Below are 22,950 nucleotides of genomic sequence, written 5' to 3'. Positions count from 1 at the left end.
GGTAACGTGGCATCACAAAACCACGTTGCACTGTTGGCAGCGACCCACGCGGCGCGGCCTCGCCACGGGTAAAATGCCGGATTGCGCTGCCAGCGCATGCACTCAATTGCTGACCGCCACCGTGCGGCAAGGAAATCGCCTTGATCAAGTGGATTATCGTGGCTCTCTATTTGGGCTCCATTCTGTACGTGCACTTTCGCGGCAAGGTGCGCCTGAAATTCTGGCGCCAGATGTTTGATCACTCGGCCGTGGTCGCGCCGGTCAACTGCTTCATGTACGCGTTTTCGGGCGTGCCGCAGACGCCGTATGTGCCTGTCGAGCGTTTTCCGGATCTGGAAAAGCTGCAGGCCGCGTGGCCGCAGATTCGCGACGAAGGTCTGGCGCTCGTCAACCTGCGCAAAATCAAGGCTGCCGAGAAGAACGACGACGCCGGTTTCAACTCGTTCTTCAAGAATGGCTGGAAACGCTTCTACCTGAAGTGGTACGAAGCCCATCATCCGTCCGCCGAGCAGCTCTGCCCAAAGACCGTCGCGCTGCTGCGCGACCTGCCAAGCGTGAAGGCGGCGATGTTTGCCGAGCTGCCGCCGGGCGGCAAGCTGAATCCGCACCGTGACCCGTTTGCCGGCTCGCTGCGCTATCACCTGGGTCTGGCCACACCCAACGACGACCGCTGCTTCATCGAGGTTGACGGCCAGCGCCACAGCTGGCGTGACGGCCAGGGCGTCGTCTTTGACGAGACCTATCTGCACTGGGCCGAAAACGCCTCCGACAAGGATCGTCTGATCCTCTTCTGCGATATCGAACGCCCGATGAAATTCGGCTGGGCGCAGCGCATCAACAAATGGCTGGGCCGCAAGGTCATGACCGCCGCCAGCTCGCCCAACGATGAGGGCGACCAGACCGGCGGCATCAACAAACTGTTCCGCTACGTGTGGGTGATGGGCCAGTACCGCCGCCGCTTCAAGGCATGGAACCGCAAGGTCTACTACGTGGTGAAGTTCGGCCTGATCATTGGCGTGGCAGCGTTGATCATTTGGATCTGACGGCCAACCCTCCACGCCTCCTGCATCGCACAAAGAACCGGCCTGAAGCGCCGGTTTTTTGTTGCGCGTGAAAAAGCTACCTGCATTGCGGTCGGGTTGCGTTTTTACAAAGCAGTGAAGCAAAAGCGCCACATGGGGCACAAATCTCGCCTAATGTCAGGAATTGAGCGCTCCGGCGCTTATGCGATATGGCGGGCACGCCGCTTGCTCCACCTTGGTCGACACCCTTGCTCAGCGCATGGGACCGAGTCAGAGCCGGGATGCGCGTGTGCCTGTGTCCCTCGTCAACAACAAAGACAGTGAGATCAATCGCCATGAAAAAGAACCACCTCATCAGCCGCCAGACCATCGTCACCCGCGCCGCCGCGCTTGCTGCTGTCGCACTGCTCGGTACCCAGATCGCGGCCTGTACCACGACCAGTCCCAATGCTCAGGGCTCGGACGTGATGTCGTCCACCAACAAGCACGCCACCACCAACTCGCAGGCCGATTCAGTGCTCTCGCGCCTGTACACCACGGCCAGCGGCTCGCGTGAGCTGGTCGGACGCGCCAAGGGCGTACTCGTGTTCCCGTCGGTGCTGAACGCCGGCTTTGTGGTGGGCGGCCAATACGGCGAAGGCGTGCTGCGCACCGGCGGTGGCCGTCCGCTGGGCTACTACAACATCGCCTCCGCGTCGGTGGGCTTCCAGGCTGGCGCGCAGTCGCGTGCGCTCATCATCCTGTTCATGACGGACGAAGCGCTGCAGAAATTCCAGAACAGTCAAGGTTGGACGGCTGGCGTGGATGCCACCGTGGCACTGGCAAAGATCGGCGCGAACGGCGCGGTCGATACCAACACCGCTCAGCAACCAATCATCGGCTTCAACCTGACCAACGCGGGCCTGATGGCCGGCGCATCGATCGAAGGCACGAAGATCACGAAGCAGAACAACTGATCAGCGCTTCGTTTTCCAGCCATACCGCCGTCTCGTACGGCGGTTTTTTTTCGGAACCCGCATGAAGCGTTGCGGCAATGTTGCAGCCCTAGGGAAATCCGGAGGGAGCAGCATGGGGCTTCTCGGCTAGCATCGTCCGGCCGATGTTGCAGTGCGCGCTGCCGTATCGGCATACGACAAAACAATCACCCAGGAAGAGGGGGAGACATGACAGGTTGCAACGCTGCCTTGCGCAGCGCCATTGCATGCGCGTGGCTGTCTGGGTTGCTGTTGGCGTCTGGCCCGACGCTGGCCGAACCGGGCGTCACCGACACCAAGATCGTCATCGGCCAAACGGCGGGCTTCACCGGCCCCGCCGGCGAGCAGGTCAAGGAGATGACACAGGGCGCCAAGCTCTACCTCGATGCCGTGAACCGTGCGGGCGGCGTGAATGGACGCAAGATCGAGTTGATCTCGGAAGACGACGGCTTTGATGCGGCCGCTTCCAAGAAACACGCACACACGCTGCTGGTCGATAAACAGGTCTTCGCCCTCTTCCTCCCGCGCGGCACCCCGAATACCGAGGCCATCATGACCGAAGCCCGGCCGTTGGGCGCGCCGGTGGTGGCGCCTTCAACCGGCGCTTCAACGTTCTTCGATCAGCCTGACCCGCTGCTTTTTGTGGTGCGCGCGAAATACCAGGCGGAGATTGCCGAGCTGGTGCATTACTTCGACACGCTCGGCTTGCGCCGTCTGGCGCTCGTCAACGTGAACGACACCTTCGGCAAAGACACCGAAATCGGATTCAACAACGCCACGAAAAAACTGCCCGCCGACGCGCACAGCATCTTCACCGTCGACCGCCTGAAACCAGACATCGCCAAGGCGGCAGCAGATGTCGGCAAGTTCGCGCCGCAAGCGGTGATTCTGGCCTGCCCGGGCACGACGGCGCGCGCCATGATCGAGGCGCTCAACAAGCAAGGCACGGTGACGCAGATTGCGGCGCTGTCCAACAACGCCGGTCTGGCGTTTGCGAAATCGCTCGGGGCGCTAGGGCGCGGTGTGGTGGTCTCGCAGGTGATGCCGTCGCCAGTGCGTTCAACTTCGTTGCTGGGTCGGGAGCTGGCATCCAGCGCGAAATCTGCCGGTGTGGCGCCGTCGTACGCCATGATGGAAGGCTATGCTGCCGCGCGCGTGCTGGTCGAAGGGCTCAAGCGCGCGGGCAAGTCGCCGACGCGGGCCAGCTTTGTCTCGGGGCTCGAAGCCGCCGGCACGATCGACCTGGGCGGGTTGGAAGTCCGCTACGGCCCAAACCTGCGCAAAGGATCGAATTATGTCGAGCTGACGGTGATCGGGCCAAACGGCACCTTCGTCAAATAAAGGCGGATGCGCGCCGCGTGCAACCTGCCTCGGCAGTGGTTGCACCGCAGGAAATAGCGGTTGCCAGCGCAAAACGCATGAGTACATAAGAAAATACTATTTGGAATTCGCATACTGCCTCTACCAGAATGCATGAACCACATGCATGACTGAGATCAAACAGGCGGATGGAACTCCGACAACTCGAAGCATTTGCCGCGGTCATGTCGACCGGCAGCGTCACCGCGGCGGGCAAGCTGCTGGGACGCTCGCAACCCGCCATCAGCCGGCTCATCCAGGATCTGGAAGCTGAAATCGGCTATGCCCTGTTCACACGCGCGGGGCCGCGCGTCTCGCCGACGGAGCAGGGTTTCCTGCTGTACGAAGACGTTGAGCATACCCTGATCAGCTTACGTCAGATACGAACGCGTGCCGAAGAAATCGCGCGCGGCGAGGCACGCCCGCTGCGCCTGGCAGCGACGTCCGCATTGGCGGCCGGCTTGCTGCCCGCTGCCTTGGCTGATGAGCCTGAGCTCGCGCAGCACATCCAGATTCGCAGCGCCTCGCCCGAGCAGGTGGTGCACGCCGTGCTGACCGGCGCGGCCGACCTTGGCCTCAGCAGCCTGCCGTTGGAGCATCGTGGCGTCACCGTGCATTGGATCGGCGAAGCCGCGTGCGTGGCTGCCGTGCAGACACACGACCCGCTGGCCGCTGGCAAGCGCGTGGCGTTGGCCGATTGCGCGGGACAGCGGATCATCACGATGCACAACCCATATCGATTGCGCCGCCGTCTGGACCAAGCGCTGGCGAAGGCCGGCGTGGAACCAGCCTCGCTCATCGAGACGAATGCCTCGCTGAATGCGCTGGCCGCCGTGCGTGCGGGCTTGGGCGTCGCATTGCTCGAGCCGGTGACGGCGTACGGCGTGCCAATCGACGGCGTGACCGTGCGCCCGATCGACGCCGACATCCCCTTCTTCTTTGGCGTGATCACGCCCGAGGCCAAGCGGCCGTCGGCGGCGGTGACCTCACTGACCGACGCCCTCGCGCGCGCGGCGCAGCGTCTTCTGCCGGACTGCAAGCTGCACGATCCGGCGCGCCACGCCAGCATGCTGCAGGTGCTGTATGGCGAATCCATCAACGAAACCGAAGGCGCGTCCGCATGACCGCTGCACAACACGACAACGCGCCGCAAGTCACCGGGCTCGCAGCGCTGGAAGCCCGTTTGCACCAGGACCTGTCCTGGCTTGAACTCCCCGCGAAAAATTGGACGCTGCCACACACCTTAGAGGGTCAACCTGTGCTGGATGTGGCCGTCATCGGTGGCGGCATGGCCGGCCTGGCGGCGGCAGCGTCGCTCAAACATCTCGGTATCGGCGTGGTGGTGTTCGACCGCTCGCCCGCCGGCTTCGAAGGCCCCTGGGCGACGACGGCGCGCATGGAAACGCTGCGTTCGCCCAAGCAATTGACCGGCCCTGCGCTCGGCCTGCCGGCGTTGACGTTTCGCGCATGGTTTGAAGCGCAGTTCGGCACCGATGCGTGGGAGGTGCTCGACAAGATTCCGCGCCTGCAATGGATGGACTATCTGCGCTGGTACCGCCGCGTGCTGCAGCTGGACGTGCGCAACGAACACCACGTAAAGGCGATCCACCCGCGCGTGGATGGCGCCGTCGAACTGCTGATCGACATGCCGGGCCAACCGACCCAGCGAGTGTTTGCACGGCGCGTGGTGTTGGCCACCGGGCGTGACGGGCTAGGCGGTGCATCCGTGCCGGACTTTGCGCACCGGCTGCCGCGCCGATGGTGGGCGCATTCGTCCGACGAGATGGACTACGGCACGCTGGCCGGCAAGCGCGTGGGCGTGATCGGTGCAGGCGCATCCGCAATGGATTCGGCCGCGACGGCGCTGGAGGCCGGCGCTGCCAGCGTCGACATGCTGATCCGCCGCCCCGACCTACCGCGTGTGAACAAGGGCAAGGGCGCCGGCAGCCCGGGTCTGGTACACGGCCACCTGCATCTGCCCGACGCATGGAAATGGCGCATTCGCCATTACATCAACGTCGAACAGGTACCCCCACCGCGCGGCAGCACGCTGCGCGTATCGCGGCACCCGAACGCGCGCTTCAACCTCGGCTGCGGCATCCTGGGCGTGGATGAGCACGACGGCGTGCTGCACGTGGCCACCACCAAGGGCGTATTCCAACTGGACTTTCTGATCTTCTCGACGGGCTTTCGCACCGATTGGGCCTCACGCCCCGAGTTCAGCGCACTGGCACCGCATATCCGCCAATGGCGCGACCGCTATACGCCGCGCCCCGGTGAGGAAGACGCGGAACTCGCCGATTCGCCCGACCTCGGCCACGCGTTCGAATTTCGCGAGAAGACGCCCGGCACGCTGCCCGGCCTGTCGCGCGTGCATTGCTTCTGCTATCCGGCATCCGTCACGCACGGCAGCGTCTCGGGCGACATCCCGGCCATCAGCGAAGGCGCGAAACGCCTGGCGCAAGGCATTGCCGGCTTGCTGTACCAGGAAGACATCGACGCGCACTACGCGGCTATCCAGGCCTACGCCGAGCCGGAGATCTTTGGCGACGAATGGACGCCCGCCCCGCCCCCCGGCGTGGAAGCGAATGCCACTTCCAGCCAGGAGGCTGCACGATGACAGGTTGGCTCATCCGCCGCATCGGCCAGGCGCTGCTGGTCGTGCTGGTGATGACAGTGATCGTCTTCATCGGCCTGCATGCCATCGGCAACCCGGTCGACATACTGATCGGTCAGGACGTGGACCAGATCGACCGTGCACGCATCATTGCCGAACTGGGTCTGGACAAGCCGTTGTGGGAGCAGTACCTGGCTTTCCTGAACGGTGCCCTGCACGGCAATCTGGGCAAGAGCTTCGTCTACAACGAACCGGCCATCCAACTGATCCTGCAACGCCTGCCGGCCACGCTGGAGCTAGCATTTTCGGCGCTGATCATCGCGGTGGTGATCGGCGTGCCGCTGGGGCTGTTCGCGGGGCTGTATCCGCGCCATCCGGTGTCGCGCCTGCTCATGACGGGCAGCGTGGTGGGCTTTTCGCTGCCGACGTTCTGGGTGGGCCTGATGCTGATCATGGCGTTCAGCGTGAGCCTCGGTTGGCTGCCCGCGAGCGGGCGCGGCGAAACGGCACGCCTGTTCGGCATCGAATGGTCGTGGCTGACAGTGGATGGACTGCGACACCTCGTGCTGCCGGCGGTCAACCTGTCGCTGTTCAAGCTCTCGCTGGTGCTGCGGCTGACGTCTGCCGGTGTGCGCGAGGTGCTGCCGCTGGACTTCGTGAAGTTCGCGCGTGCCAAGGGCCTGTCGCCGTTGCGCGTGGTGCTGGCGCATGTGCTGCGCAATACGCTGATCCCGCTGGTGACGGTGCTGGGCCTGGAGCTGGGCTCGACCATCGCCTTTGCGGTGGTGACGGAAAGCATCTTCGCGTGGCCCGGCGCGGGCAAGCTGATCCTGGATAGCATCAACTCACTGGACCGGCCGGTCATCGTGTCCTACCTCATCGTCGTGGTGTGCCTGTTTGTGTCGCTCAACCTGATCGTCGACATCCTGTATCGAATGCTGGACCCGCGCGTGCGTGCGGCTGATAGCGCGGAGGCTGCATGATGAATACGACTTCGCAATCCACGACGGCGACAGCGGCGTCCGCCCCGCGCAGGCAATCGCCCTGGCGGCGCGTGGCATCGGATTTCCTCGCCTCCAAGGCGGCCATCTTCGGCCTGGTGGTCGTCGTGGTGCTGATTCTGGCCGCGCTGGCCGCACCCTGGATCACGCCGCAGAATCCGTACGACCTGATGCAGCTCGACGTGCTCGACTCGCGTCTGCCACCGGGATCGCCGGCCGGCACGGGCACGTTCACGTACTGGCTCGGAACGGATGGCCAGGGGCGTGATCTGTATTCCGGCATCCTCTATGGCCTGCGCATCAGCCTGGGTGTGGGGATCGGCTCGGCAGCCGTGGCGGCGGTGATCGGCACGCTGCTCGGCCTGATTGCGGCGTATGCCGGCGGCCGCGTCGACAGCCTCATCATGCGCACGGTCGACCTGCTGCTGTCGTTCCCGTCGGTGCTGGTGGCGATGATGATCCTCGCCTATCTCGGCAAGAGCATCACCAATGTCGTGCTGACGCTGGTGCTGCTGGAGTGGGCGTATTACGCGCGGACGGTGCGCGGGCAAGCGCTGGTCGAGCGTCGCCGCGAATACGTGGAAGCCGCGCGCTCGCTCGCCCTGCCCGGCTGGCGCATCGCGCTCAGGCACATCCTGCCGAACTGCCTGCCGCCGCTGATCGTCGTGGGCACGCTGCAGGTGGCGCGCGCGATCACGCTGGAAGCCACGCTGTCGTTCCTGGGCCTAGGCGTGCCGATTACCGAGCCGTCTCTGGGCCTGCTGATTTCCAACGGATACCAATACATGCTGTCTGGCCAGTACTGGATCAGTTTCTATCCGGGCATCGCGCTGTTGCTGGCGCTGGTGGCCATCAACCTGGTGGGCGACCGCCTGCGTGAAGTCCTGAACCCGAGGGCGCAACGATGACGGCGTCCACCAACGCGACCACACTCGAAGTCCGCAACCTGCGCACGCATTTCTTCACGCGTGAAGGCGTGCTGCCGGCGGTGGATGATGTGTCGTTCTCGCTCGCGCGCGGACGCATCCTCGGGCTGGTGGGCGAATCGGGCTCAGGCAAGTCGGTCACCGGCTTCTCGATCATGGGCTTGGTCGACCCGCCCGGCCGCGTCGTCGGCGGCGAGATCCTCTACCAGGGCCGCGACCTCACCAAGCTCGCTCCGCGCGAGCTGCGCAAGCTGCAGGGCAACCGCATCGCCATGGTCTTCCAAGACCCGATGATGACGCTCAACCCCGTGCTGCGCATCGATGCCCAGATGATCGAGGCCGTGCGCGCGCACAGCAGCATGAGCCACAAGCAAGCCCGTGAGCATGCGCGCGACACGCTCGGCCTGATGGGCATTCCAAGCCCCGAAGAACGGCTGCGCGCGTATCCGCATCAGCTTTCCGGCGGCATGCGCCAGCGCGTGGCGATTGCCATTGCGATGCTGCATCGGCCCGACCTGATCATTGCCGACGAACCGACCACGGCGCTGGACGTGACCATCCAGGCGCAGATCTTGTCTGAAGTGCAGAAGCTCGCGCGCATGCACGGCACGGCGCTGATCTGGATCACGCATGACCTGTCTGTCGTTGCCGGGTTGGCCGACGAAGTGGCCGTGATGTATGCCGGGCGCATCGTCGAACACGGCCCGGTTGATGCCGTGCTCGATGCGCCGCTGCACCCCTACACCATGGGCCTGATCGACAGCCTGCCCAGCGAGAACCGCCGCGGCCAACGCCTGCGCCAGATTCCCGGGATGACACCGAACCTGCTATCGCTGCCGGCAGGCTGCGCGTTTGCGGCACGCTGCCCGCGTGCCACCGATGTCTGCAGCGTCCCCCCGGAGATCACGCAACCGATCGTTGGTCGCCTCGTGCGCTGTTTCCATCCGGGCGCGCAGCACGCTTCCTCGCGGGAGGTCGCATGAGCACGCCGCTTGTCGAACTCAAACAGGTCAGCAAACGCTTTGGTGATCGCAAAATCGGTGTGGGTGATCGCGTCTTGCAACGCTTCGGCCTGGCACATCCGCCGGCAATCGTTCGTGCGGTCGACGGCGTCGACCTCGCGATCCAGCCCGGTGAAGTCGTCGGCCTCGTCGGCGAATCGGGCTGCGGCAAATCCACGCTCGGCCGGATTGCTGCCGGCTTGATGCCTCCATCGGACGGCGAGGTGCGCGTGGACGGCAAGGCTGTCGACACGCTCTCCGCAGACGAAGCCCGCGCGGCCCGCCTGAAGATCCAGATGATCTTTCAGGACCCGTATGCGAGCCTCAACCCGCGCCTGCGCGTGGAAGAGATCGTTGGCGAAGCGGCCCGCGTGCACGGCCTGACCGACCGCGCCAACTTTGCCGATTATGTGGCTGCGCAGATGCAGCGCGCCGGCCTGGACCCTGCCTTGCGCGACCGCTATCCGCATCAGTTCAGCGGCGGCCAGCGGCAGCGCATCGGCATTGCGCGCGCGCTGGCGGTGCAGCCGTCGATGCTCGTCTGCGACGAAGCGGTTGCGGCACTGGACGTGTCGATCCAGGCGCAGATCCTGAACCTGTTCATGGACCTGCGCGAGCAGCTCAACCTGACCTACCTGTTCATCAGCCACGACCTGGGCGTGGTGGAGCACCTCTCAGACCGCGTGGTGATCATGTATCTCGGGCGCGTGGTGGAATCGGCCCCGGCGGAGGAAGTCTTCCGCCGCCCGAATCACCCTTACACGCAGACCTTGCTGGCGGAGATTCCGCGCCTGTCGGCCCGGCACAAGACGTTTACCGCCATTCAAGGCGAGATGCCCAGCCCCCTGCACCCGCCGACCGGCTGCCATTTCCACCCGCGCTGCCCGCACGCCATGCCCCGCTGCAAGACCGAGACGCCGACGCTGCGCGGCATTGCGGTCAACCACGTCAGCGCGTGCCACCTGAACGACGCGACCTGAACGACATTCAATAAGCCAACGATTCCAAAAACAGGAAAAGGGAACCCACGTGAAACGCCTCCTAGCCTCGTCGCTTGCTGTAGCGCTGTTTGCCGCTGCCGGTGCTGTCAGCGCGCAGACGCTGAACATCGCCTTTGCCGATCCGCTGTCGTCGCTCGACCCGCAGCTGAACAACCATGCCGGCGACCGCTCCGTCGACGTGCATTTCTGGGATTTGCTGGTCGAAAACAAGTGGAACAAGCTGCAGCCGGGCCTGGCCCTGTCGTGGAAGACGCTGGATCCGAAGACGTGGGAATTCAAGCTGCGCCCGAACGTGAAATGGCACGACGGCCAGCCGTTCACGGCCGATGACGTCATCTTCTCGTACCAGCGCGCGCGCAGCGTGCCGGGCAGCGTGGCAACGTTCGCGGGCTATCTGCGCACGGTGGAGTCGGTCACGGCCAAAGACCCGTTGACGCTGATCATCAAGACGAACATCCCGAACCCGGACCTGCCGCTGAATCTGGCGTCCGTGCACATCGTCAGCAAGCATGTGGGCGAGAAATCGTCCACCGAGGACTACAACGCCGGCCGCGCCGTGGTGGGCACCGGCCCCTACAAGTTCGTCTCGTATGTGCCGGGCGATCGCGTGGTGATGGCGCGCAACGACAACTACTGGGGCGGCAAGCAGCTCTGGGAGAAGGTCAATTACCGCTACATCAACAATGCTGCCGCACGTACGGCCAACCTGCTCTCAGGCGAGGTCGATGTCATCGACAAGGTGTCAGTGTCGGACCTGGCGCGCCTGCGCCAGTCGCCCAACGTGAAGGTCTTTGCCTACCCCGGCCTGCGCGTGATGCTGCTGCAGCCGAGCTTCCGCAAAGGCGAGAATCAATACATCACCGGCAACGACGGCAAACCGCTGCCGAACAACCCGCTGCTGGATGTGCGCGTGCGCCGCGCGCTGTCGCTGGCGATCGACCGCAAGGCGATCGTCGACCGCATCCTGCAAGGCGCCGCCACCGTCGCCAACCAGTGGATGCCGTCGGACACGTACGGCTACAACCCCGACGTGAAGGACATCGCCTACGACCCCGCGCAGGCCAAGAAGCTGCTGGCCGATGCAGGCTTTCCGCAAGGCTTCAACCTGGTGATGCACGTGCCGAACGACCGCTACCCGCAAGGCCCCGAGACGGCGCAGGCGGTGGCACAGTTCTGGACGCGCATCGGCGTGAAGGCGCGCGTGGAAGTGGTGCCCTGGTCGGTCTACTCGGGCCGCGCCAACAAGAATGAATATGCGATGAGCATGCTGGCGTGGGGCAACGGCACGGGCGAAGCAAGCTACGCGCTGGTCAACGTGCTGGCCACCGTCGATACCAAGAAGGGTCTGGGTGCGTCCAACTGGGGCCACTACAGCAATGCGGCTGTCGACAACGCGCTGAACGCCTCCACTGAAGAATTCAACGTGGAAAAGCGCGCGGCCATCCTGCGCCACTCGGTCAAGCTGGTGTCGGATGACGTAGGCGTAATGCCGCTGTACCACTACCAGAACGTATGGGCCGCCAAGAAGGGGCTGAAGGTGACGCCGATGACGAGCGATCGCACGGCCGCCCAAATGGTCACCAAGGACGGCAAGTAAGCGCCATGGGAACGTTCGCGCTCAGCGTGACGCCGGCGGATGACCTGATCGATGTCTCGCGCAGCATCGTTGTGACGGGGCTTGCTCCCGGCGCGCAGGTCGGCATCGTGGCGCAAACGCGTCGCGGCAATGGCGTGCTGTGGCACAGCCGCGCCGTGTTCGTTGCCGACGCGCAAGGCACTGTCGACCTGACACGCGACGCGCCCGTCTCCGGTGATTACACCGGCGTCAGCGCGATGGGCATCATCTGGAGCCAGCGCCCGGATGACGGAAAAGCACGCGAGGTGTTTCCGCACCCAGCCACGGAGCCGTTGACGACCACGCTGACGGCCACGGCCAACGGCGAGTCGGTCCATGCGAGCTTCGTGCAACGGCTGGCCGCACCGGGCGTGACGCGCCACGACGTGCGTGACGAAGGTCTTGTCGGCACGCTTTACCTCCCCGATCCGTATGCGCACCCGGGCCCGCGCCCTGCCGTGCTCATCCTCAACGGCTCGGGCGGCGGCATCAATGAGCCACGCGCGGCACTGTTTGCCTCGCACGGTTATGCCGCCTTTGCGCTGGCGTACTTCAAAGCGCCGGGGCTGTCGGACTACATCTCGAACACGCCGCTGGAATACTTCGAGCGCGCGCTCGCCTGGCTGCGCAAACGCGTGGAGCCGCTGCACGACTTCGTTGCCGTGAGCGGCCAGTCGCGCGGGGGTGAACTGGCATTGCTGCTGGGCGCGACATTCCCTGAAGCGGTGTCTGCGGTCATCGGCTACGTGCCAGGCGCCGTCGTGCACAGCGGGCAGAATGCTGCCGACCCCGCTATCGGACGCGAGGGCCCGACGTGGCTGTATCGCGGTCAGCCGCTGCCGCATCTGTGGGAAGGCAACCGCACCGCGACCTGGGCACCGTTTGACGAAGGTCCCGCGCCGCATCGGCATGAACGCGCCATCCGCACCGCGCTGCAAGATGCCGATGCCGTGGCACGTGCGCGCATCCGCATCGAACGCACACGCGGGCCGGTGCTGCTGCTATCCGCCACGGATGACGGCTCCTGGCCCTCGAGCGATTACTCACGCATGGTCACCGGCAAGCTGGCCGAGGTACGCCACCCCTACCCCGTCCAACATTTCGATTACGAAGGCGCGGGCCACGCCATCGTCTTCCCGTACGTGCCGACCACGCAGCTCGTGTATGCGCACCCGGTGTCGGGCCGCATCAGCACCGGCGGCGGCGAGCCACGCGCCAACGCGCGCGCCGATGCCCAATCGTGGGCAGCGGTGCGGCGCTTCCTCGCCAGCGCAGTGGCTGCGCGTGGCGCCTCCGTACCCGACTCCCGGAGCCTTTCATCAATGGATTTCACGCCCACACAAGACGTGGTCGACCAGGTTGCCGACCTCGGCGACGGTAGCCCCACGCATGCGCTGCGCCACGCGCGCGAAAAAGTCGCAACGGCCACGCAAGGCAGCTACGAAGCGCTGTTCGACGCCGCCCTGCCCGGCCTCACGCTGGGCGAACGCCTGCTCGTGGCGCTGTACGCCTGCAGCCTGACGCCCGCGCCGGAACTGGCCGAGCACTACCGCGCGCGCCTCGCGAACGCGCCCGTCAACACAGATGCCCTGCAAGCGGTCGACCACGGCGATATCGACACGCTGACCGACGCACGCCTGTGCGCCATCCTCACCTTTACGCGCACGCTCGTCGAGCGCCCCATCGAGGGCGACCGCGACGCGCTGTTGCGCCTGCCCGCAGCGGGCCTTGCCACGGCCGACGTCGTGACGCTCGCGCAACTCATTGCCTTCCTGTCGTATCAGACGCGGCTCGTCGCCGGCCTGCGCGCGCTTCGCGAAGCTGCCGGCACCTGCAGCGCCAACGCCTCCACGGAGACCGCAGCATGACCGAGATCATCCGCGCCCACGGCTTCACCAACGAATCGCTTGAGTGGCAGGCGTGGCTCGATGTGGTGGACCTCGACCGCGCCACGCCCGAGCAGATCGCCGTGCTGGAAGAAAGCCACCCCAAGGCGAAAACCTCGGATTACTACCGCTTTCTCGTTCACCAGCCCGAGATCCTGCGACAGCGCTCGGCGGCGTTCAACGCGATCATGTATGCGCCGGGCGGCCTGTCGCGTGCTGAACGTGAACTCGCCAGCGCCGTGGTGTCGCGCGTGAACGGCTGCGTGTATTGCGCGTCTGTCCACGCGCAACGCTTCGAGCAGCTTGCCAAGCGCAACGACGTCATCAAGCAGGTCTTTGAAGATCCGCACATCGCAGGCACGAATGCGCGTGAGCGTGCCATCGTGCTGTTCTCGATCGACCTGACACTGCGCCCTGGAGATGTGCGTGGCGAAGACCTGAAGCCGCTCAAGGATGCTGGCCTGACGGATGCGGAGATTCTCGACCTGATACATGCCGTGGCCATCTTTGCGTGGGCGAATCGCCTGATGCTGAATCTGGGCGAGCCCGTGTTTCCGGACGCGGCCTGAGCCGGGCGGCATCGCCCCAAAGAAAAAAAGCCGCAGGCACAAACCTGCGGCTTTTTCTTTGCAGACAGACTAGCGCACGCCGTCCGTCGTGGGTACACGCATGCCTTCGGTATAGGAATCGAATTTTCCAGCCCTTGCGCCATCCGCATGGACGTCGAACCTCGTGGCCAGACCGCCATCGGTGTAAGGATTGCGCGCCTCCATGGAGGCGGTGCCATCCGTGTACACATCCCGTGTGGTGCTCGCATACGTCACGGTTGCACCTAACGCCGCAATAATTGCCGTGACGACGACCCACAGTCTCTTGTCCATTTCACACCTCCTTTCCTGCAGGATGGGTGTCCTGCAACCAACTGATCAAAATGAGCATGCTCACGACGCGGGCCTCACGTTCTGGTTGACACGGAACAGGTTGCCGGGATCGTATCTGGCCTTGATCGCTGCCAACCTGGCGTAGTTGTCGCGGTAGGTGGCCTGCACCCGCTCCTGCCCCTCGTCCATCATGAAATTCACATAGGCGCCGCCTGCCGAATAGGGATGCAGTGCGTCCCAGTACCCCTTGCACCAATTCGTGATGCGCTCGCGCTGGCCAGGGTCGGGGTCAACGCCCACGATGACGGCCGCCCATTTCGAATCGCGGTAGGCGAACGGCGTCTCCTTGCGCCCCATGCGATGCACGGCAGCGTCGATCGGATACAGGTGCATCGTGGAATGCATGGTCGGCAGTTTCGAACCATGTTCCACATGCAGTGCAATAGCCTCTTCCGGCAGGTCGTTGACGAAGTCGGCCCGCCAATACCACTGCAGGCCGGGCGGATATAACGCATCAAAGGCGGTTTGCAACATCGGATAGGGCATGGCCCCTACGCCGTACAGCGCGGGCTGTTGCGCTCGAACTGGCGCGAATGCCTCTTCCGCCGCTGCAGGGTCGCCCGTGTAGCACCACACAACGCCGCACATCTTCTGCAGATGCAGCGCGGGCGGGAACGGTGGTGCTGGCGGCACCGTAAGAAAAGCGAAGAAGCCGTTGAGTTCGGGCGGTGCCTTCGGCAGGAAGTCGCGATACCAGCGCAGAACGTCGGCGGCTTTATCAAGCGGCCACAGCGTGGGACCCGCGACCACGCTACTCACCGCATGCAGGCGGAACTCGAATGAGGTTACGACACCGAAGTTGCCACCGCCGCCGCGCACCGCCCAAAACAGATCGTCATTGGCATGCGCATTGGCAGTTACGAAGCTGCCGTCGGCCAGCACGATATCGACCGACAGCAGATTGTCGATCGTCAGGCCAAAGCGCCGTGCCAGATGACCGATCCCTCCTCCCAGGGTTAGCCCGCCAACCCCGGTGGTGCTGATGATGCCCGCCGGCGTTGCGAAACCGAATGCGTGCGTCGCATGATCGACGTCTCCCCATGTGCAGCCGCCTTCGGCGCGCACCGTGTGGGCGACAGGATCGACACGAATGCCGCGCAGACGGGCCAGATCGATCACCAAACCGTCGTCACACACACCCAGACCGCCGCCATTGTGAGCGCCACCGCGCACGGCCAGCAGCAAGCCGTTGTTGCGCGCAAAGTTGACTGACGCAATCACGTCGGCTACGTCTGAACACTGCGCGATGAAGCGCGGCCGCTTGTCGATCATCGCGTTGTAGACACGGCGTGCCGCGTCGTAATGCGGATCGTCCGGTTCGACGAGCGGCCCCCGCAATTGCGCACGGAAGGCCTGCACCGTGGCGTCTTCGAGCATGTTGATCTCCTGGGCAAGCGCCACGGAACCGATCTGGCTGGGTCTGCAGAGCGGAACATCAGGCGTGGGGGATGGTGAAGGAAGTCTAGAAGCGGGACATCGCCAGTTCTATCCGCTGCCTTGATCATTCTTGTGTGGCGGTCGGTCTGTCCTGGGATAGTCAATACTGACTATTTGTTTTGCCCCATCTTCGGCCTTCAATAAAACGCAATGGCGGCATGGCCCGTCGAAGCGTCAGGAGGGAAGAAAAATGCCGCTGTTTCTCATCGAACGTCAGTTTGCGGAACAATTGGAGATCGGCGCCGCAAGCGTTGCGAACATCCAGCACATCAATGCAGATGTTGGTGTGAACTGGGTCTTCTCTTTCCTCTCTGCCGACCGCAAGAAAACCTATTGTCTTTACGAGGCCCCAAGCGCGGATGCCATCCGACAGGCGGCACACCTGGCAAGCCTGCCTGCTGACGTCGTGATCGAGGTGACCCAAGTGCGTCCGGAGAGCTTCGTGTGACGCTCTGCAACCATGCATTGCGCTCGCTGCCACCGATTGTGCCGGCCCGACGCGAGGTTTTGCGACGGCTGCGGCAGACCGCTACCGGCTGAATCTGCAGCGCTAAGCGACAGCGCCTGCGACACCGACAATGCGCCAGCGACGGCGCGCTTCGTTGGCCGCGAGCGTGAGCTCGAGGTACTGGGCCACCTGCTGGCGCGAGCGCAAGACGGTACTGGTGGCATTGCTGCGTTGGCTGGGGAACCCGGCATTGGCAAAACGCGCACCGCCGAAATTGTTGCCCAACAGGCCGAACAACGCGGCATGCAAGTGCTCTGGGGCCGCTGCAACGAGGAGCCCGGCGCACCGCCCTACTGGCCTTGGCAACAACTGGTACGAAGTTGGATTGCCTCACACGACGAAGACAGCATCCACCAGGCATTGGCCTGTGGGGTAGCGCCGCTCGCGGAAATCGTGCCCGACCTTGCAGATCGGCTGCCCGATCCGGTGCGTGATCGCGCAGTTGCCACGCCAAGTACCGAAGTCGCGCAGGCGCGCTTCCGACTCTTCGACGCAGTGAACACCTTCTGGCAGCGCGCGGCACAACAGCATCCGCTGCTGCTCATCCTCGACAACCTGCACTGGGCCGACGCGTCGTCCCTGCGACTGCTCGAGTTTCTTGCACCTGACGTGTGCAGCAATCGCATTCTTCTCCTTGTGACGTACCGTGATGTCGAGCTATCGAGACAGCACCCGCTGTCGGCCACGCTAGGCGAACTGGCGCGCCAACCACGCTTCGAACGGTTGCGACTGAGGGGGCTGACCCATGCGGAAACAGCGCACATGATGGAACTGGCTGACGACACGACCGTCGCCCCCGCGCTGGTCGATGCGGTCCATGCGCAAACGGAAGGCAACCCCTTGTTCGTGGGAGAAATGACCCGTCTGCTGGCACAGGAAAATTCGTCCACCAGCACGGGCCATGTACTGCGCATTCCGGAGGGCATCAAGGAAGTCATCGGGCGCCGCTTGAGTCGTCTGTCCGCGAATGCGAATAAGGTGCTTACCGCGGCAGCGGTCATCGGCCGCGCATTCGAATTCCGTCTGCTGACCGCGCTGGCCGGCGATGTCGACGAAGAGACCTGCAGCGCAGCCATCGACGAAGCCCTGCAGGCGCGTGTGGTCGAGGCCTTGCGCGACCCCGGCCACTATCACTTTGCCCATGCCTTGTTTCGCGAGACCCTCTACGACGAGATTCCCATCCCTCGACGCAGCCGGCTCCATCTGAAGCTGGCGCGTGCCATCGAGATGATTCACGGCGACGACCCCGAGCAGCATCTGCCAGCGCTGGCCTATCACCACTGGGCCGCCCTGCCCGGAGGGGACGCCGCACTCGCGGTGGATTACGCGCAACGTGCGGCGCGGCGTGCCGACCGCCAGCTCGCGCACGAAGAATCGGCACGCTACTGCCAGATGGCACTGCAGGCCATGGACGCTGGCAGCGGCCTTGCGCGCGAGGCACGCTGCGGCCTGCTCAATGCGCTAGGTGCCGCGCACAGCCATGCCGGTGATTGGCTCCAGGCCATGCAGACGTTCAAGGAGGCGGCTCGCTTGAGCGCGGAGTACGGCAATACAAGGGAACTCGCTCACGCCGCGCTTGGCTTCGAAACCGCGAGTTGGGCGCCAGGACTGCCAGGCGGCCCCGCGGCCGAACTCCTGCGCGAGGCCCTCGCAGCTCAGGGCAGCGACGAGCCCGTGATGAGCGCCCGCCTGCTGAGCGCCCTGGCGCGCGCCCTCATCTTCAGCGGCGAGGAGGCACAAGCAAGCCGGGTGCATGAGCAGGCCATCGCAGTGGCGCGCCGGGCCGCCGACCCCGCAACACTGGCCGACACCCTGGTTGCGACCGTGTCGCTGCGCTGGCAGCAGGAGCACATTGCCGAGCGCATCGCCGCCTCGGATGAAGCCTACGAACTGGCCCGGCAGGCCGGCGACCGCACGCTGATGTGTGCAACACGTGCGTGGCGCTTCTTCGATGACTTTGAACTCGGCGACATGGCAGCCTGGCGAGCAAATCTTGAGGAATACGAGCGCGGTGGAGAGACGCTGCGCCAGCCCTTCATCCATTACACCGCTAGCATGTCGCGCGCCATGCATGCGCTGTTCGAAGGGCGCTTTGCCGATGCAGAGCGCTTGATCCCCAACGCTTACGAGATCGCGCGGCGCATGCCCGGCATGGATGCCGCCGGCGTCTACGGTGTCCAGATGTTCATGCTGCGCCGCGAACAAGGCCGACTGCACGAGGTGGCGCCTCTGGTCGAACATTTCGTTGAGCACACCAGCGCGATGGGCATCTGGCAGCCGGGCATCGCCTTGATGCACGCAGAGCTTGGTCAGTTGGAGGCAGCACGCAAGACGTTTGACACGCTGGCCAACGCCGACTTTCTCACGATCGCGCGCGATGGTGTCTGGGTAGCCAATCTCACGTATCTGGCCATCGTGTGCCATGCGCTTGGCGACGCCGCCAGGGCGACGGCGCTGTACCAACTACTTGCCCCGTTCAGTAGGCGCAACCTGGTGTTCGGCACCGCGATCGCCTCGTTTGGCGCAGCCGATGCGATCCTGGGCGCATTGGCCACAACGATGGGCAACTGGCCGCAAGCGCAACAACATTTTCAGGCCGCCCTGGAGATGAACGAACGCCAAGGTGCAAGGCCAGCGCTCGCACGCACGCGGCTGGACTTTGCGCAGATGCTCTTACGTCGCGCCGACCCGAGCGATCTCGATCGCGCCGATACCTTGTTGAGCGCCGCAGAAGACGAAGCGGCAACGCTCGGGATGGCCAGTCTGCTGGCGCGCATCGAGGCCGCCAGAGCGTCGGTCAAGACTGCTCCGGTGGAGCACTATCCTGCGGGGTTGAGTCGACGCGAAGCCCAGGTGCTCCGCTTGGTCGCGCAGGGCAAGGGCAACCGCCAGATTGCCCGTGAGTTGTTCGTCAGCCCCAACACAGTGGCAAACCACGTGAGCAGCATCCTGAGCAAGACGCACAGCGCCAACCGGGCGGAGGCGGCTGCGTTTGCCATCCGCCATGCGCTGCTGTGAGTTCAACGCCGCGGCAGCAGACCGTCAGACGATGGGCAACTGCCTCACCGGTTTGCCCGTCAACTGCGCCACGGCATGGGCCACGGCCGGCGCAATTGGCGGCACACCCACCTCGCCCATGCCGCTGGGTTCTGCGGTGCTCGGCACGATGTGCGTTTCAATAACGGGCGCCTCGGCCATCTTGAGCGCCGGATAGTCCGGAAAGTTCGACTGCACGACCTGGCCGTCCTTGATGTCGATCCGACCATAGAGTGCCGCCGTCAGGCCAAAGATGACCGCGCTTTCCATCTGCTGCGCTACGATGCCCGGGTTGACCACCGTGCCGCAATCGACCGCGCAGACGACGCGATGCACGCGCGGCTTGCCGTCCTTCATCGACACCTCGACCACCTGCGCGACCACGGAGCCGAAGCTCGGATGCAGCGCAATGCCGCGCGCGCGTGGGGCACCGTCGGCCGCCGGGGCGAGCTGTTGCCCCCAGCCGGCGGCCTCGGCGGCCGTGTCCAGCACCTTCAGCTCACGCGGGTGGGCCTTCAGCAAATCACGCCGCATCGCCAGCGGGTCAAGCTTGGCAGCGGCCGCCACGTCGTTGAGAAAGCCCTCCATGAAGAACCCGTTATACGAGTGGCCAACGCTGCGCCAGAACCCCACGGGAATCGGCAGATCGACTGCCAGGTGCGCGACGTGCTCGTGCTCGATTTCGTACGGCAAGTCGAACAAACCTTCAGCGGTGTAGCGGTCGATACCCGCCGACGGCGCACCAAACAGGCGATCCAGCTCGCCTGCCAGAATCGATTGGCCGGCGCTGCGCGACGCGATCGCTGTGACCTTGCCGTTCTCGACACGCGCCTTGAGCCGGGCGATGGCTTGCGGGCGATAGAAGTCGTGGCGAACGTCCTCTTCGCGCGACCAGATGACCTGCACGGGCTTGCCATCGGTCTTGGTGGCGATGGTGACGGCTTGGCCGATGAAATCCGACTCCAGCCGTCGCCCGAAACCGCCGCCGATGAGCGGGATGTCGATATGCACCTTGTCGCCGCTCACACCTGCCGCGCGTGCCGCCACCAGCTGTGCCAGCGTGGCAACCTGCGTGGGCGCCCAGAGATGCACGCCGTCTTGCGTCACCTGCGCGGTGCAGTTGATCGGCTCCATCGTGGTATGCGCAAGATACGGCGCGGTGTATTCGGCCTCGACGAGGGTGGCTCCATCGGCCTTGTCGAAGGCTTTCAGGCCATCGCCCATGGATCGATACGTGAAGCCACCCTTGTCGCTGTCGAGCGCGCTCACGAGCTGCTGCCGAATGCCTGCCGAATCGAGCTTGGCATGCGGGCCGTTGTCCCACACGGGCTCGATCGTTGCCAGCGCCTGACGCGCCTGCCAGTAATGATCAGCCACCACCGCCACGCCGGGTGCGCCGCCGGCAGTGCCCTCAAACGGCACCACGTAACGCACGCCCGGCATGCCAAGCGCCGCTTTCGATTGAAACGTCTTGAGCTTGCCGCCAAACACCGGGCACATCACGACGGCGGCATACAGCATGCCGGGCAGGCGCGTGTCGATGGAGAAGCGCGCGCTGCCATCTGTCTTCGCAGCAAGATCATTGCGCGGCGCCGGCTTGCCGATCAACTGGTATTGCGAAGCCGGCTTGAGCGTGACGTTGGACGGCGCAGAAATACCACGCGCCGACTTGGCCATCTCGCCAAACGTGGATTGCTTGCCGCCGGGGCCAATCAACTGGCCATCACGGATGCTGACTTCCGCAGCCGACACATTCCATTCGCGTGCTGCAGCTTGCACCAGCGCCGCCCGCGCCGTGGCGGCAGCCTCGCGCACCGGCTGCCAGCCATCGGCGGTGCTGCTGCTACCGCCGGTAATGATGAGACCGATCTCGCGCGCACTCTTGGCCATGATCCAGTGCAGTGCGCGGGCCCATGTCTTGTCGGCGCTATCAGGATGCAGCGGCAGCGAGCTGTCGCCCATGGCCACGACGTTGCCGTAGATGCGCTCCACGGGCGAGCTTTCGATGCTCACGCGCGAGAGCGGAATGTCCAGCTCTTCCGCCGCCAGCATCGACAGTGCGGTGTGAATGCCCTGCCCCATCTCCACACGCGGCATGGCGAGCACGACGTTGCCTTCGGGCGTGATCTTGATCCAGCCGTTCAGCGCAATCTCGCCGTTGTGCTCGGGGAAGACGCTCGCGTCGCCCACGCGGCTGCGCGGTGGCATCACGCCCCAACCCACCACCAGCGCGCCGCCAATGCCAAGCGCGCCGAGCAGGAAACGGCGGCGTCCGCTACGCGGTTTCGTTGATTTCGCGTTCATGCGCGGCCCTCCCGCAACGCCTTGGCGGCGCGCTTGATGGCAGCGCGCATGCGCGGATACGTGCCGCAGCGGCAGATGTTGGTCATGGCCGCGTCGATGTCGGCATCAGTCGGATCAGGGTGTTGGGCCAGCAAGTCCGCCGCGGCCATCAGCATGCCGGATTGGCAGTAACCGCACTGGGGCACCTGTTCGTCTATCCAGGCTTGTTGCAGTGCGTGGCGTTTGCCCTCGCCGCCGGCAAGTCCCTCGATGGTGGTGATGTGCTTGCCGGCCACGGCCGCCACCGGCAGCACGCAGGACCGCACGGCCGCGCCGTCCACATGCACCGTGCAGGCGCCGCACGCCGCAACGCCGCAGCCGAACTTCGTACCGGTCAGGTTCAGGTGATCACGCAGCACCCACAACAGGGGCGTGGCCGGGTCGCAATCAACGCTGACCGGCTTGTGGTTGACGTCCAAATCCATGGGGCGGTGGTCTCCTTGGCTCTTGTGATTTTTTTGCTGGCCAAGCGTACGTTCAAACGGCTGATGTCAGCAATAGTGGTCCACCTCGACATGGCAACCGCCCGGAATGCAAAAAGGCCCGAGCACTTGCGCGCTCGGGCCTTGGATTCTTGGCGGAGAGAGGGGGATTCGAACCCCCGATAGGTTATTAACCTATACACGCTTTCCAGGCGTGCGACTTAAACCACTCATCCATCTCTCCGAAGCCCGCGATTGTAGCACACCGTACGGGCTCGCCAAGGTCCGCTCAAACAAAAGGCCCGGTCTCCCGACAAGGCCTTTTGCATCCCACCGCCGCCGACGCGTCTGCGCGGTCGGCATCCCCTCGCGTAACTCAATGCAGCGTAGCTTGCGTCTCGCTCGTCAGCAGGGTCTGTGTAATCTGATCGCGAATCGACTGCGCTTTGAGCAACAGGCGCAGGGCAATATCGGCACCGCGGCTATTGGCCACGTGCTCGATAAACGCAGAGCGTGCGCGCTCATTCAATGTGGCAACGTGCGCGGCTTCTGACCACACCCGCCAGGCGGCGGGCTGACCGGCAAACTGCTCGCGGCGGCGGAGCAGGTCCGAGTCGATGGCAGCGGCAATCTCGACGTCTTGAATGGTGCGATTCATGATGGCCCCCTTGCTGTCTGTGCTGTTGTTGCGCTCTTCGTGTGGCGCCCTGTGCCGGGCGTGCAGCCTAAATATGCAACGTCCATGCCAACGCCACTGAGCCGGTCAATGCGCGCTTTTGCATGCACGCATTGTCGTTTTGATGTGTTTGAAACACCCTGCTGACGCGGCTTCGCGGGCAGCATCCCTCCATTGGTGGGGTG

At 64.5% G+C, this 22,950-nt stretch carries 19 protein-coding genes and 1 tRNA gene; 14 read left to right on the top strand and 6 right to left on the bottom strand.

What is annotated here, in order from left to right; all coding sequences use genetic code 11:
- Positions 1–140 precede the first annotated feature (140 nt).
- The 12 genes from lpxO to BM136_RS01735 all read left to right on the top strand — a co-directional run bounded on the left by lpxO (position 141) and on the right by BM136_RS01735 (position 13,971).
- Positions 141–1,043, top strand: a complete 903-nt coding sequence (lpxO, locus tag BM136_RS01790; protein ID WP_092969770.1) for a lipid A hydroxylase LpxO — start codon at positions 141–143, stop codon at positions 1,041–1,043.
- A gap of 314 nt (positions 1,044–1,357) precedes the next feature.
- Positions 1,358–1,978 carry a BPSL1445 family SYLF domain-containing lipoprotein gene (locus BM136_RS01785; RefSeq protein ID WP_092969768.1) on the top strand — a complete coding sequence of 207 codons (621 nt, stop codon included), beginning with the start codon at positions 1,358–1,360 and terminating at the stop codon, positions 1,976–1,978.
- A 207-nt stretch (positions 1,979–2,185) separates the two neighbouring features.
- Complete coding sequence (locus BM136_RS01780) at positions 2,186–3,337, top strand: ABC transporter substrate-binding protein (RefSeq protein WP_092969766.1); 1,152 nt, start codon at positions 2,186–2,188, stop codon at positions 3,335–3,337.
- A gap of 167 nt (positions 3,338–3,504) precedes the next feature.
- The gene (locus BM136_RS01775; protein ID WP_092969764.1) at positions 3,505–4,479 is read left to right on the top strand and encodes a LysR family transcriptional regulator; all 975 of its coding nucleotides are present in this window, start codon (positions 3,505–3,507) and stop codon (positions 4,477–4,479) included.
- A complete protein-coding gene (locus BM136_RS01770; protein ID WP_092969763.1) occupies positions 4,476–5,975 on the top strand; it encodes a flavin-containing monooxygenase in 1,500 nt (499 codons plus the stop codon). The genes BM136_RS01775 and BM136_RS01770 overlap by 4 nt, the downstream gene beginning before the upstream one ends.
- The gene (locus BM136_RS01765; RefSeq protein WP_092969761.1) at positions 5,972–6,955 is read left to right on the top strand and encodes an ABC transporter permease; all 984 of its coding nucleotides are present in this window, start codon (positions 5,972–5,974) and stop codon (positions 6,953–6,955) included. The genes BM136_RS01770 and BM136_RS01765 overlap by 4 nt, the downstream gene beginning before the upstream one ends.
- Complete coding sequence (locus BM136_RS01760) at positions 6,952–7,881, top strand: ABC transporter permease (RefSeq protein ID WP_092969759.1); 930 nt, start codon at positions 6,952–6,954, stop codon at positions 7,879–7,881. The genes BM136_RS01765 and BM136_RS01760 overlap by 4 nt, the downstream gene beginning before the upstream one ends.
- Positions 7,878–8,882: an ABC transporter ATP-binding protein gene (locus BM136_RS01755; protein ID WP_092969757.1), complete on the top strand. Its 1,005-nt coding sequence runs from the start codon at positions 7,878–7,880 to the stop codon at positions 8,880–8,882. The genes BM136_RS01760 and BM136_RS01755 overlap by 4 nt, the downstream gene beginning before the upstream one ends.
- Positions 8,879–9,880, top strand: coding sequence for an ABC transporter ATP-binding protein (locus tag BM136_RS01750; RefSeq protein WP_092969755.1), 1,002 nt, complete (start codon positions 8,879–8,881; stop codon positions 9,878–9,880). Before BM136_RS01755 ends, BM136_RS01750 begins: the two co-directional genes overlap by 4 nt.
- A gap of 49 nt (positions 9,881–9,929) precedes the next feature.
- Complete coding sequence (locus BM136_RS01745) at positions 9,930–11,498, top strand: ABC transporter substrate-binding protein (RefSeq protein WP_092969753.1); 1,569 nt, start codon at positions 9,930–9,932, stop codon at positions 11,496–11,498.
- Between the two features lie 5 nt (positions 11,499–11,503).
- Positions 11,504–13,384 (top strand): CMD domain protein, encoded by a 1,881-nt coding sequence (locus tag BM136_RS01740; RefSeq protein ID WP_092969751.1) that lies wholly within the window; start codon positions 11,504–11,506, stop codon positions 13,382–13,384.
- A complete protein-coding gene (locus tag BM136_RS01735; RefSeq protein WP_092969749.1) occupies positions 13,381–13,971 on the top strand; it encodes a peroxidase-related enzyme in 591 nt (196 codons plus the stop codon). The genes BM136_RS01740 and BM136_RS01735 overlap by 4 nt, the downstream gene beginning before the upstream one ends.
- Before the next feature lie 69 nt (positions 13,972–14,040).
- On the opposite strand, the gene BM136_RS01730 is transcribed toward BM136_RS01735, so the two are convergent.
- A complete protein-coding gene (locus tag BM136_RS01730) occupies positions 14,041–14,283 on the bottom strand; it encodes a hypothetical protein (RefSeq protein ID WP_092969747.1) in 243 nt (80 codons plus the stop codon).
- A gap of 60 nt (positions 14,284–14,343) precedes the next feature.
- Positions 14,344–15,615 (bottom strand): FAD-binding oxidoreductase, encoded by a 1,272-nt coding sequence (locus BM136_RS01725; protein WP_254775593.1) that lies wholly within the window; start codon positions 15,613–15,615, stop codon positions 14,344–14,346.
- A 355-nt stretch (positions 15,616–15,970) separates the two neighbouring features.
- Between BM136_RS01725 and BM136_RS01720 the strand changes: the two genes are divergently transcribed.
- Both BM136_RS01720 and BM136_RS01715 read left to right on the top strand, forming a co-directional pair.
- The gene (locus BM136_RS01720) at positions 15,971–16,228 is read left to right on the top strand and encodes a DUF4242 domain-containing protein (RefSeq protein WP_024975397.1); all 258 of its coding nucleotides are present in this window, start codon (positions 15,971–15,973) and stop codon (positions 16,226–16,228) included.
- A 12-nt stretch (positions 16,229–16,240) separates the two neighbouring features.
- Complete coding sequence (locus BM136_RS01715) at positions 16,241–19,306, top strand: AAA family ATPase (RefSeq protein ID WP_092969744.1); 3,066 nt, start codon at positions 16,241–16,243, stop codon at positions 19,304–19,306.
- A gap of 24 nt (positions 19,307–19,330) precedes the next feature.
- Here the strand turns inward: BM136_RS01715 and BM136_RS01710 are convergent, their stop codons facing one another.
- The 4 genes from BM136_RS01710 to BM136_RS01695 all read right to left on the bottom strand — a co-directional run bounded on the left by BM136_RS01710 (position 19,331) and on the right by BM136_RS01695 (position 22,747).
- Positions 19,331–21,628 (bottom strand): xanthine dehydrogenase family protein molybdopterin-binding subunit, encoded by a 2,298-nt coding sequence (locus BM136_RS01710; protein ID WP_092969742.1) that lies wholly within the window; start codon positions 21,626–21,628, stop codon positions 19,331–19,333.
- Positions 21,625–22,092 (bottom strand): (2Fe-2S)-binding protein, encoded by a 468-nt coding sequence (locus tag BM136_RS01705; protein ID WP_092969740.1) that lies wholly within the window; start codon positions 22,090–22,092, stop codon positions 21,625–21,627. The genes BM136_RS01710 and BM136_RS01705 overlap by 4 nt, the downstream gene beginning before the upstream one ends.
- Positions 22,093–22,242: 150 nt before the next feature.
- A tRNA-Ser gene (locus BM136_RS01700) sits at positions 22,243–22,333 on the bottom strand.
- A 132-nt stretch (positions 22,334–22,465) separates the two neighbouring features.
- Complete coding sequence (locus BM136_RS01695; RefSeq protein WP_092969738.1) at positions 22,466–22,747, bottom strand: DUF7696 family protein; 282 nt, start codon at positions 22,745–22,747, stop codon at positions 22,466–22,468.
- Between the last annotated feature and the right edge of the window lie 203 nt (positions 22,748–22,950).

This window comes from Ralstonia sp. NFACC01 (assembly GCF_900115545.1).
GTDB classification, from domain to species: Bacteria; Pseudomonadota; Gammaproteobacteria; order Burkholderiales; family Burkholderiaceae; genus Ralstonia; species Ralstonia mojiangensis.
This window is presented reverse-complemented; position numbering and strand designations above follow the sequence as displayed.

Excerpts from the sequence above, each read along its gene's own strand:
- BM136_RS01705 (WP_092969740.1), bottom strand. The coding sequence starts at position 22,092 with ATGGATTTGGACGTCAACCACAAGCCGGTCAGCGTTGATTGCGACCCG.
- BM136_RS01785 (WP_092969768.1), top strand. The coding sequence starts at position 1,358 with ATGAAAAAGAACCACCTCATCAGCCGCCAGACCATCGTCACCCGCGCC.
- BM136_RS01695 (WP_092969738.1), bottom strand. The coding sequence starts at position 22,747 with ATGAATCGCACCATTCAAGACGTCGAGATTGCCGCTGCCATCGACTCG.
- BM136_RS01750 (WP_092969755.1), top strand. The coding sequence starts at position 8,879 with ATGAGCACGCCGCTTGTCGAACTCAAACAGGTCAGCAAACGCTTTGGT.
- BM136_RS01715 (WP_092969744.1), top strand. The coding sequence starts at position 16,241 with ATGCATTGCGCTCGCTGCCACCGATTGTGCCGGCCCGACGCGAGGTTT.
- BM136_RS01755 (WP_092969757.1), top strand. The coding sequence starts at position 7,878 with ATGACGGCGTCCACCAACGCGACCACACTCGAAGTCCGCAACCTGCGC.
- BM136_RS01780 (WP_092969766.1), top strand. The coding sequence starts at position 2,186 with ATGACAGGTTGCAACGCTGCCTTGCGCAGCGCCATTGCATGCGCGTGG.
- BM136_RS01720 (WP_024975397.1), top strand. The coding sequence starts at position 15,971 with ATGCCGCTGTTTCTCATCGAACGTCAGTTTGCGGAACAATTGGAGATC.
- BM136_RS01730 (WP_092969747.1), bottom strand. The coding sequence starts at position 14,283 with ATGGACAAGAGACTGTGGGTCGTCGTCACGGCAATTATTGCGGCGTTA.
- BM136_RS01760 (WP_092969759.1), top strand. The coding sequence starts at position 6,952 with ATGATGAATACGACTTCGCAATCCACGACGGCGACAGCGGCGTCCGCC.
- BM136_RS01725 (WP_254775593.1), bottom strand. The coding sequence starts at position 15,615 with ATGATCGACAAGCGGCCGCGCTTCATCGCGCAGTGTTCAGACGTAGCC.
- BM136_RS01740 (WP_092969751.1), top strand. The coding sequence starts at position 11,504 with ATGGGAACGTTCGCGCTCAGCGTGACGCCGGCGGATGACCTGATCGAT.
- BM136_RS01765 (WP_092969761.1), top strand. The coding sequence starts at position 5,972 with ATGACAGGTTGGCTCATCCGCCGCATCGGCCAGGCGCTGCTGGTCGTG.
- BM136_RS01735 (WP_092969749.1), top strand. The coding sequence starts at position 13,381 with ATGACCGAGATCATCCGCGCCCACGGCTTCACCAACGAATCGCTTGAG.
- BM136_RS01770 (WP_092969763.1), top strand. The coding sequence starts at position 4,476 with ATGACCGCTGCACAACACGACAACGCGCCGCAAGTCACCGGGCTCGCA.
- BM136_RS01775 (WP_092969764.1), top strand. The coding sequence starts at position 3,505 with ATGGAACTCCGACAACTCGAAGCATTTGCCGCGGTCATGTCGACCGGC.
- BM136_RS01710 (WP_092969742.1), bottom strand. The coding sequence starts at position 21,628 with ATGAACGCGAAATCAACGAAACCGCGTAGCGGACGCCGCCGTTTCCTG.